Origin of the sequence: Streptomyces botrytidirepellens (assembly GCF_003721215.1) — a bacterium.
Taxonomy (GTDB): Bacteria; Actinomycetota; Actinomycetes; order Streptomycetales; family Streptomycetaceae; genus Streptomyces; species Streptomyces himastatinicus.
Map to the genome: position 1 here is coordinate 1 of NZ_RIBZ01000762.1, position 10,582 is coordinate 10,582.

General features: G+C 73.7%; 8 protein-coding genes. 4 read left to right on the forward strand and 4 right to left on the reverse strand.

All coding sequences use genetic code 11. From position 1 onward, the window contains the following. Positions 1–897 (forward strand): peptidoglycan recognition protein family protein (locus EEJ42_RS38795; RefSeq protein WP_184503484.1); only part of this gene is annotated, 897 nt, incomplete at its 5' end. Positions 898–969: 72 nt separating this feature from the next. Next, on the forward strand, positions 970–2,070 hold the full coding sequence (gene manB / locus EEJ42_RS38800) for a mannose-1-phosphate guanylyltransferase (RefSeq protein ID WP_123106859.1): 1,101 nt from the start codon (positions 970–972) through the stop codon (positions 2,068–2,070). Between the two features lie 34 nt (positions 2,071–2,104). Here the strand turns inward: manB and EEJ42_RS38805 are convergent, their stop codons facing one another. From EEJ42_RS38805 to EEJ42_RS38820, 4 genes are all read right to left on the reverse strand, one after another. After that, positions 2,105–3,016 (reverse strand): DNA-3-methyladenine glycosylase family protein, encoded by a 912-nt coding sequence (locus tag EEJ42_RS38805; RefSeq protein WP_184503485.1) that lies wholly within the window; start codon positions 3,014–3,016, stop codon positions 2,105–2,107. Between the two features lie 215 nt (positions 3,017–3,231). After that, positions 3,232–4,617, reverse strand: coding sequence for a coenzyme F420-0:L-glutamate ligase (locus EEJ42_RS38810; protein WP_123106860.1), 1,386 nt, complete (start codon positions 4,615–4,617; stop codon positions 3,232–3,234). Beyond that, entirely contained in the window at positions 4,614–5,576 is a 963-nt protein-coding gene (gene cofD, locus EEJ42_RS38815) for a 2-phospho-L-lactate transferase (protein ID WP_123106861.1), read from the reverse strand. Before cofD ends, EEJ42_RS38810 begins: the two co-directional genes overlap by 4 nt. A 50-nt stretch (positions 5,577–5,626) precedes the next feature. Beyond that, a complete protein-coding gene (locus EEJ42_RS38820) occupies positions 5,627–6,151 on the reverse strand; it encodes a cysteine dioxygenase (RefSeq protein ID WP_123106862.1) in 525 nt (174 codons plus the stop codon). Between the two features lie 640 nt (positions 6,152–6,791). On the opposite strand from EEJ42_RS38820, the gene EEJ42_RS38830 reads away from it, so the two are divergent. Together EEJ42_RS38830 and EEJ42_RS38835 are read left to right on the forward strand one after the other, a co-directional pair. Continuing rightward, the gene (locus EEJ42_RS38830) at positions 6,792–7,055 is read left to right on the forward strand and encodes a WhiB family transcriptional regulator (RefSeq protein WP_004952403.1); all 264 of its coding nucleotides are present in this window, start codon (positions 6,792–6,794) and stop codon (positions 7,053–7,055) included. A gap of 194 nt (positions 7,056–7,249) precedes the next feature. Continuing rightward, positions 7,250–10,582, forward strand: a 3,333-nt coding sequence (locus EEJ42_RS38835; protein ID WP_148082181.1) for a glycosyltransferase family 2 protein, incomplete at its 3' end; no start/stop codon positions are given.

Below are 10,582 nucleotides of genomic sequence, written 5' to 3' on the forward strand. Positions count from 1 at the left end.
CCCGACCCCCATCACGCGGACCCGCACCCCACTCACCCGGGCCCGTACTCGGCTCACCCGGACTCGCACCTCACTCACCCGGATCCGCACTCCGCTCACCCGGGCCCGCACCCCGGCGCGATCCCGCACCCCACCGCCGTCCCGCATTCCACCGCCATCCCGCATGCCACCGGCGGTCCGCTCCCCACCGGCGGTGTCACCTCCCCCACCGCGCGGCCCGCCACCCCGACCCCGCGCCCGTCCAAGACCGCCCAACTCCCCACCGGCCAGGCCGGAACGAGCGCCGCCCGCCACACCGCGCCCCGGCCCCGCATCATCACCCGTGCCGGATGGGGCGCCAACGAGAAGATCCGCGAGAGTGGTTACGCCTACAGCAAGTCCGTCAAAGTCGCCTTCGTCCACCACACCGTGACGGGCAACAGCTACACCTGCGCCCAAGTTCCCTCCGTTTTGCGCAGTATCTACCGCTACCACGTCCAGAGCATGGGCTGGCGCGACTACGGCTACAACTTCACCATCGACAAGTGCGGAAACATCTACGAAGGCCGCGCGGGGGGCGTGACCAGAGCCGTACTCGGGGCGCACACCCTCGGCTTCAACCAGAACAGCATGGGCGTCGCCGTTCTCGGTACGTACTCCGCCAAGAAGCCCTCCGCCAAGGCCGTCAGAGCCCTCGCCAAGCTCACCGCGTGGAAACTCGGCCTCTTCAACCGGAATCCACGCGGCACCACCCATCTGGTGTCCGGCGGCGGCAACAAGTACAAAAAGGGCGTCAAGGTGAAGCTGCGCGTCATCTCCGGACACCGCGACGGCTTCGCCACCGAGTGCCCCGGACAGCGCCTGTACCGCAAGCTCAGCTCCGTACGCAGCACAGCCGCCCGGCTCCAGGGGCGCTGACGAGGCGCGGTCCGGGCTTCTGCATACACTGGCCGCCGACCACGGGGAGCCAGAGCAGGAAGCAGAGACTACGTGACCAAAGCGCCAGCAACGCCAGAAGCGATCCTCCTGGTCGGCGGCAAGGGAACGCGGCTGCGCCCGATGACGGTGCACACTCCCAAGCCGATGGTCCCGGCGGCCGGCGTTCCCTTCCTGACCCACCAACTCGCCCGCGCCCGCGCCGCCGGGGTCGAGCACATCGTGCTCGCCACCTCCTACCTGGCCGAGGTCTTCGAACCGTACTTCGGCGACGGCTCCTCCCTCGGACTGCACCTGGAGTACGTGACGGAGGAGGAGCCGCTCGGCACCGGCGGCGCCATCCGCAACGTCGCCTCCCGGCTGCGCTCGGGTCCCGACGAGCCGGTGCTCATCTTCAACGGCGACATCCTCACCGGCCTCGACATCCGCGCCCTCGTCGACACCCACTGCCGGACCGGCGCCGACGTCTCCCTCCACCTCACCCGGGTCACCGACCCCCGCGCGTACGGGCTCGTGCCCACCGACGAGCAGGGCCGGGTCACCGCCTTCCTGGAGAAGCCGCAGACCCCCGAGGAGATCGTCACCGACCAGATCAACGCGGGCGCGTACGTCTTCAACCGCTCCGTGATCGACGCCATACCGGCCGACCGGCCCGTCTCCGTCGAACGCGAGACCTTCCCCGGGCTCCTCGCCGCGGGCGCCCACCTCCAGGGCATGGTCGACTCCACGTACTGGCTCGACCTCGGCACCCCGCAGGCCTTCGTCCGCGGCTCCGCCGACCTCGTCCTCGGCCGCGCCCCCTCTCCGGCCGTTCCGGGCCGCTGCGGCGACCGCCTCGTCCTGGACACCGCCACCGTCGCGGGCGACGCCAAGCTCACCGGCGGCACGGTCATCGGGCCGCAGGCCCGGGTGGGCGCGGGCGCGCGCATCGACGGCAGCACGGTGCTGGAGGGCGCCGTCGTCGAGGAGGGCGCCGAGGTCCGCGACTCGCTGATCGGCGCGGGCGCCCGGGTCGGCGCCCGTACGGTGCTGCACGGGGCCGTGGTCGGCGACGGCGCGCTGGTGGGCCCGGACAACGAACTGCGCGACGGGGTGCGGGTGTGGTGCGGGGTGGACATCCCGCCGGGCGCGGTGCGGTTCTCCTCCGACCAGTAGGCCGTGGCCGATTGCGCGGGGGTGGCTACATCGCTCACATCGCCCGGAAGTCCCGTACCGCGAAGCGCGGTGCGCGGCGGGGCACCGCCGCCCGGCCCGACAGCAGGATCAGCCGGGCCGCCCGGTGCCGCTGCCCGGCGTAGGGCGCGAGGAGTTCCAGCATCGCCGCGTCGTCCGTGCCGCGTTCACCGGTGAGCGCGTAGCCGACCATGCGCGGCAGATGCAGATCCCCGACCGTGATCGCGTCCGGGGTGCCGTTGCTGCGCTGGAGGGTCTCCGCCGCCGTCCAGGGGCCGATGCCCGGGACGAGCTGGAGGCGCCGTGACGCGGCGTCGAGATCCATGGCCGCGGCCTCCTCCAGCCGCCGGGCGACCCGCACGGCCCGCAGGATCGTCGCCGAGCGCTTGCCGTCCACGCCCGCCCGGTGCCACTCCCACGACGGAATCAGCGCCCAGGTACGCGGGTCGGGCATGACCCGCAGGCGCTCCATCGGCCCCGGCGCGGGCTCACCGTGCCGCTGGAGCAGCAACCGCCAGGCCCGGTACGCCTCGTCGCTGGTGACCTTCTGCTCCAGGATCGAGGGGATCAGCGACTCCAGTACCAGCCCGGTCCGGATCAGCCGCAGCCCCGGGTTGCGGCGGTGTGCCTCGTGGACGAGCCGGTGGCGCGGGGTGAACGCGGACGGATCGTCGTCGTCGCCGAGGAGCGCGGGCAGATGGTCCAGCAGCCACTCGGCCCCCGGCCCCCAGGCCTGGGCCTCGACCCCCTTGCCGTCCCGCGCGATCCGAACGGTCCCGGGCCCGGCCGGGGTCCGGCTGGCCCGCCAGAACGCCCCCTCCGCGTCAACGCGAAACGCCGGATCCCCCGGCCCCCGCTGGAGCACACCGAGGTTCCGCGCGAGGTCGTACGCGCAGGAAGGCACCCACACACGACGACGTCCCACCACGCCGCCACCCTAAGCCCGGTCCAGCCGCGAGAGGGAAACGCACCCCGCGAGCGGGGAGAGGGGGAAACGCACCCCGCGAGCGGGGAAACGCACCCCGTGAGGGGGAAACGCACCCCGCACCCCGAAAACGCACCCGCACCACCCCCACACCGGCGCGCACCCCCACCCCGCGCGCCCCGGGCCCACAACCCCGGGCCACAACCCGGGGCGCCGCGCTACCGCACCACCACGAAGCCGTCCACGCCCCGCTCCGGCCGCGCCGGGGGCGCGGCGGCGGGGTGGCCCACGGCGACCGCGCCCATCGGGTCCCAGTCCTCCGGCAGGCCCAGCACCTCCCGCACCACCGGACGGCAGAACATCGTCGACGACACCCAGGCCGACCCCAGCCGCTCGCCCGCCAGCGCGACCAGCAGGTTCTGCACCCCGGCCCCGGCCGCCACCACGAACATCTCCCGCTCCGCCGCGTTCCGCCGGGGGTCCGGATACGTGTGGGCGCCGTCCGCGACCAGGCACGGCACCACCAGATACGGCGCCTTGCGCAGCACGTCGCCGCGCCGCACCCGCTTGGCGATGGACTCCTCCGAGAAGCCGTCACCGCGCAGGTCCGCGATCCACGCGTCCCGCATCGCGTCGAGCAGCCGCACCCGCGACTCCTCCGACTCCAGCAGCACGAACCGCCACGGCGTCGTGTGGTGCGGCGCGGGCGCGGTGACGGCGGCGGCCACGGCGCGCCGCACCGCCGCGCCGTCCACCGGCTCGTCAGTGAACTCGCGGACCGTACGGCGCAGGGTCACCGCTTCCCGTACGGCCTCCGAGGTGCCCAGCCGGAACATGTCGTCGGCGGCACCGCGCACCAGCGGCCGCGCCCCCGCGTCGGTCCCGTCCGCACCGGGCCCGTCCGCGCCGGGCCCATCCGCGTCGGCATCCGCGTCCAGGGCCACCACATGCGGCAGCCCCCGCAGCACCGCCACCGGCAGGCCGTCCGCCTTGCCCTTGACCAGCTCCCCGGCGGCGGCCAGCTCGTCGGCGGTGGCGACGACGGTGACGCTCAGCGCGTTCCCGTGCGTGTCGGTGCCGCCCCGCAGGTCGTCCAGGACGTGCACCCCGGCCGCGCCGATGGCGACGTCCGTGACCCCGGTGCGCCAGGGCCGCCCGAAGGTGTCGGTGACGATGACGCCGACGTCCACGCCGAGCGCGTCCCGCAGTCCGGCCCGGATGGCGCGGGCGGAGGCGTCGGGGTCCTCGGGGAGCAACAGGATGGTGCCGGCCGGGGTGTTGGAGGCGTCGACCCCGGCGGCGGCCATGACCAGGCCGTGCCGGGTTTCGACGATGCGGGTGCGCCCGCGCCGGGCGACGACCCGTACGGTCTCGGCGTCTATGGCGGCCTCGCGGTCGTCGCCCGCGACGACGCGCCCCTCCGCCTTGCTGACGATCTTCGAGGTGACGAGCAGGACGTCGCCGTGGGCGAGACCCGGGAGGCCGTCGGCGGTCGCGGCGTCGGCGATGAGCTTGGCGAGGTCGTCGCCGGACCGCACCTCGGGCAGGCCGGGGAGGGCCCAGACCTGGTACGAGGGCGTCTCCCGGGAGGGCGATCCGCTCATGCCCGGACCTCCTCGGCCAGCGCCAGCGCCGCGGTGGCCATGCGCGCGGTGGCCTCGGTGTCGGTCATCATGAGCGGAAGGGCCCGGCAGCGGATCCCGGCGGCCTCGACCTCGTCGACCGCCCCGGCGTCGACCTCGTCGACGAGCCAGCCGTCGAGCAGCCCGGAGCCGTAGTGCTTGGCGACGGCGGCGGCCGTGGATTCGACGCCGACGGCGGCGAGCACCTTGTCGGCCATGCCGCGCACGGGCGCGTCCCCGACGATGGGGGAGAGGCCCACGACGGGTACCCCGGCCTCGGCGATGGCCTCGCGCACCCCGGGGACGGCCAGGATGGTGCCGACGCTGACGACGGGGTTGGACGGCGGGAAGAGGACGACGTCGGCGTCGGCGATGGCCTCCAGGACGCCGGGCGCGGGCTTGGCCTGGTCGGCGCCGACGGGGACCACGGCGTGGGCGGGCACGGAGGCGCGCAGCCGGACCCAGTACTCCTGGAAGTGGACGGCCTTGCGGCCCTCGCCATCCGGGTCGTCGATGAGGACGTGCGTCTCGACGCGGTCGTCCGTCATCGGCAGCAGCCGCACCCCCGGCTGCCACCGCGCGCACAGCGCCTCGGTGACGGCGCTGAGCGGGTAACCGGCGCCCATCATCTGCGTACGGACGATGTGCGTGGCGAAGTCCCGGTCGCCGAGGCCGAACCACTCGGGCCCCACGCCGTACGCCGCCAGCTCCTCCTTGACGGCGAAGGTCTCCTCGGCCCGGCCCCAGCCCTGCTCCTCGTGGATGCCACCGCCGAGCGTGTACATCACGGTGTCGAGGTCGGGGCAGACCTTGAGGCCGAAGAGGTGGATGTCGTCACCGGTGTTGCCGATGACGGTGATGTCGGCGTCGGGAACCGCCGACATCAGACCGCGAAGGAAACGGGCGCCGCCGATGCCGCCTGCCAGAACCACAATGCGCATGGGGGACAGTCTTGCAGTCGGCTACGACATGGGAACCGTGCGGGGCAGGCTCAGCGCAGGACGTCGAGGGCGCCGGGGGCGGCCGTCTCCGCGGCCGTACCGGCGGTCTGGGTGGAGTGCAGCGGCATCTCGGTCAGGCCGGGGAAGTAGATGTGCAGGCTGACGGCGGGTTCGAGCGCGTCGTTGACGACGTCGTGCACGTATCCGGGCGCGAAGACGCGCTGCGCTCCGGCGCGCAGCGTATGCCGTGCGCCGCCGTTCGTCCCCACGCGCTCGGTCAACTCGCCCTGGAGCACGGTCAGTACGCCCGAGGAGCGCCCGTGGTCATGGGCTCCGCTGCCCTGGCCGGGCACCCAGCTGAGCAGCCAGACCTCGTAGCCGGGGCCGGTGCGCAGCCGGTGGTACCAGCGGGTGGTGGCGTCGTACCGGACGAGCGGTGCCCAGCCGTCGCGGTCGGCGGCGATGTCGCGGGCGAGTCCGGCGAAGCCGGAGACGGTGGTGGGGTGCGCGGGTGCGGGCGGCAGCAGATGCGGGATGGCGAGCGGGTCACCGGCGATCTGGACGTCGCTGTTCATGTGGGGGTTCCTCGGCGGAGAAGCGCGGCGGTGCGCGAAGCGGAGCTGTGCGGGGTGACGCAGGGAGACGCGAAAGAGACGCGAGAGGAGAAAGCTGGAGCTCAGAGGGGCATCAACAGCTGGAACAGCGACAGCGAGCCTGCACGGCGCAGCGGAACCCGTGGGCACGGGTCGACTGGGGCGCGTGGGTCACTGACATGAGGACAAGGACAGCGGGTCCCCGCCCTCCTGTCAACTTGATCTCCCGTTCGGCGGTCCTTGTTCACCTCATCCGGTCGATGTGGAAGCAGAAAGGTTTGTCCCCGCGTTAGTCGGAGAGGTGGCGCAGCACCCGTCCCCGGTGCAACGAGAACGTGTGTGCAACGGGAATGGCGTTCACGGCGTCCTTCACGGGTGAGAGCGATGAGGAACCGGGGACGCCGGGGACAGCTGAGGGAAACGTGTCGCGTTTAGGCCGATTTGAACACTTTCCGCGCAGCCTTGGTTCCGCAGAGTGAATAAGAGGCCCAATAGCAGATCTCGGCTTGACTGGCCCGGATCGGCGCACTTGTAATTTCACACGTGTCGTTCTGCCGGTTTGACCCACGGCACCAGGGCACGGGGACGGCACCGGGGACGCAAAAACAGACGAGGGGCGCACATGACCGAGTTGTTCCAGCAACTGCTGGTCGAAGAGGCGGACGAGGAGCTCGGTTGGCAGGAGCGCGCACTGTGCGCCCAGACCGATCCCGAATCGTTCTTCCCGGAAAAGGGCGGGTCCACGCGCGAGGCGAAGAAGGTCTGCCTGGCCTGCGAGGTCCGTTCCGAATGCCTCGAATACGCCCTGGCCAACGACGAGCGCTTCGGCATCTGGGGCGGCCTCTCCGAGCGGGAGCGCCGCCGCCTGAAGAAGGCCGCGGTCTGACGAAGAAGGCCGCGGTCCGGCCACATCGGCACAGCTCACGGCGGAGTAGACGGTCCGTCCCCCGAGCGCCAGGCGACGGGAAGCGGACCGCCTGCGTACGCAGCCGTTAGTGTGGGGGCCCGTCCGAGGCGCGCCAACGTCCCCCTGGGGCGGGCTCGTCCACCGCAGTCCAGCGAACCGGGGCCCGTACCTCGATGTCCGTGCACAGCCACTCGGCGGCCCCACACCCGGCCGCCTCCGCCGGATTTGCCGCCGCGCAACCGGCACCTGAGTTCCCGCGCCATGTCGTCACCGCCGTGCTCGTCTCCCACGACGGCGCCCGCTGGCTGCCCGACGCGCTGTCCGGCCTGCTCGGCCAGGAGCGGCCCGTGCAGAGCGTCGTCGCCGCCGACACCGGCAGCGCCGACGAGTCTGCCCGGCTGCTGACCGAAGCCCTCGGTGAGGACCGGGTCCTGCACCTGGCGCGCCGCAGTGGTTTCGGTACGGCCGTCGCCGAGGCCGTCCGCGGCGCCCCGGTGCTGGGGCCCGAGGAGCTGCCGTACCTCAAGCGCCCCAGCGGCTGGGACCCCGTCAACCGCGTCTGGCGCGACGACGCGTACGACATGCCGGAGCTGCCGCACGGCGAGCCCATCCAGTGGCTGTGGCTGCTGCACGACGACTGCGCGCCCGCCCCGGACGCGCTCCACGAACTGCTGCGGGTCGCCGACGCCGAGCTGCTGGCCAACCGTGAGGCCGCGATCATCGGCCCCAAGCTGCGCGGCTGGTACGACCGCAAGCAGCTGCTCGAAGTGGGCGTCAGCATCGCCCGCAGCGGCCGCCGCTGGACCGGTCTGGAGCGGCGCGAACAGGACCAGGGTCAGCACGACCAGGTGCGGCCGGTGCTGTCGGTCTCCAGCGCGGGCATGCTGGTGCGCCGCGACGTATGGGAGCAGCTGGGCGGCTTCGACGCCCGGCTGCCCCTGATGCGGGACGACGTCGACCTGTGCTGGCGCGCCCACGCCGCGGGCCACCAGGTGCTCATCGCGCCGGACGCCTCCCTGCGGCACGCCGAGGCGTCCGCGCGCGAGCGGCGCCCCATCGACTGCGTGGGCCGCTCGGTCGCCAGCCCGCACCGCGTCGACAAGGCCGGTGCCGTCTACACCCTGCTGGTCAACACCAGGGGCGCGCTGCTGCCCTATGTGATGCTGCGGGTCGTCCTCGGCACCCTGCTGCGCACCCTCGCCTATCTGGTGGGCAAGGTGCCCGGCCAGGCGCTGGACGAGGTCACCGGCCTGTCCGGCGTGCTGCTGCGGCCCGGGAGAATCAGCGCCGCGCGCAAGCGGCGCGGCCGCCCGGCGACCGAGCCGAGCGAGCTGCGGCCGCTCTTCCCGCCCTCCGGGGCGACCGTGCGGGCGACGGTCGAGCAGGTGGCCAGCAACATCGGCGGACGGTCGGAGCCCGAGCTGTCCTCGGGCGGCCGGCACGGGGCCGTGGAGTCCGGGCCGAGCGACGACGACGCCGACTTCCTGGAGATCGAGCAGTTCGCGCGCGTCAAGCGGATCGCGCGCAAGCCGGGCCCGATGCTGTTCGCCGTGCTGCTGCTGGTCTCGCTGGTCGCCTGCCGGGAGCTGCTGGGCACCGGCGCGCTCGCGGGCGGCGATCTGCTGCCCGTCCCCGGGCACGTCACCGACCTCTGGGCGAGCTACGTCGACGGCTGGCACCCGGTCGGCACCGGCGGCACCCAGAGCGCACCGCCGTATCTCGCCGCCCTCGCGGCCCTCGCCACGGTCTTCCTGGGCAGCACCGGGTTCACCCTGACCCTGCTGCTGGTCTGCTCGGTGCCGCTGGCCGGGTTCATCGCGTACTTCGCCTCCCGGCCGCTCGTCGAGTCCCGGCTGCTGCGCGCGTGGGGGAGCGTCGCGTACGCCTTCCTCCCGGCCGCCACCGGGGCGCTCGCGGGCGGGCGGCTGGGCACAGCGGTGCTGGCCGTCCTGCTGCCGCTGATGGCACGGGCGGCAGCCGCCGCGGGCGGCTTCCGGGCGGGCGGTACGAAGGGCAGGCTGCCGAGCTGGCGCGCGGCGTGGGCGTACGCGCTGCTGCTGACGTTCACCATGGCGTTCACGCCGGTCGTCTGGCCGATCGCGCTGCTGCTGTCCGCCGGTGTGCTCGTCCTGCGGCAACGGCAGGGCGAGCCGCTCGTGGCGTACGGGCTGCGGTTCCTGGCCGTCGTCCTCACCCCGCTGCTGGTGCTCGCCCCCTGGTCGGTCGATCTGCTCACCGACCCGGTCCGCTTCCTGAAGGAGGCCGGGCTCGACAGCGGCAGCGGTGCCGCGTCCGCCCTGGACCTGCTCGCGCTCAGCCCCGGCGGCCCCAAGGGCGGCGGCACGCTGCTGCTGCTCGGCTTCGTGCTGGCCGCGCTGGCCGCACTGATGCGCGGCGAACGGCAGTTGACGGTGCGTACGGCCTGGGTCGTGGCCCTCACCGGGTTCCTCTTCGCGGCGTTCAGCAACGGCTCCGCCTGGGCCGGGCCCGCGACCCTCGTCTACGGCCTGGCGCTGCTGACCGCCGCCGTGGTCGGCGCCGAGGGCGCCAAGGAGCGCGTGGCGGCGCAGAGCTTCGGCTGGCGCCAGCCGGTCGCGCTGATCATCGCCGTCGCCTCGGCCGCCGCCCCGCTGTACGCCGCCGTCAGCTGGATGGTCAGTGGCGCGGACGGCCCGGTGTCACGGCGCGAACCCTCCCAGGTCCCCGCGTTCGTGGCGGCCGAGAGCGCCACCCGGGACCAGGCCCGCACCCTGGTGCTCACCGGCAGCGACGCCCGCACCGACTACGCCCTGGTGCGCGGCTCCGGCGCCCGGCTCGGCGACGGCGAACTCGCCGCCGCGGGCGGCGCCGACACCCGTCTCGACGACGTCGTGGCCCATCTGGTCGCGGGCTCCGGCGCCGACCAGACCACCCGGCTGGGCGCCTACGCGGTGCGCTACGTGTACGCACAGCAGGGCGCCCCGCGCGACATGACGCGCGTGCTGAACGCGACGCCCGGCCTCACCCAGCTCAGCAGGGACGAGCACGGCACGCTGTGGCGGCTCGACCAGCGCGTCGCGCGGGTCTCCATCGTCCCGCCCGGCTCCGGGGGAGGGACGGGCACGTCGGCCGCGCCGGTGCCGGTGGCGGCCGGTCCCGTCGAGGCGCACACCACCATCCCGGACGGTGCGGACGGGCGCGTGCTGCGGCTCGCCGACCGGGCCACCGCCGACTGGAAGGCCACGCTCGACGGCAAGCCCCTGACGGCGAAGACCCTCGACGGCTGGGCACAGGGCTTCGAACTCCCGGCCAACGGCGGGCGGCTCGACCTGACGTACGACACCCCGATCGCCCACACCGCGTGGGTCTGGGCGCAGGGGCTGCTCGCGGTCGTCCTGGTGGTGCTCGCGCTGCCGGGCCGCCGCCGTCACGTGGACGACGACCTGCCCGAGGCGGAGGCCGCCGCCACCGCGATCACCGCCGAGGACCTGGCGGGCGACGGGCGCCGGGCGCGGCGGCTGCGGGCC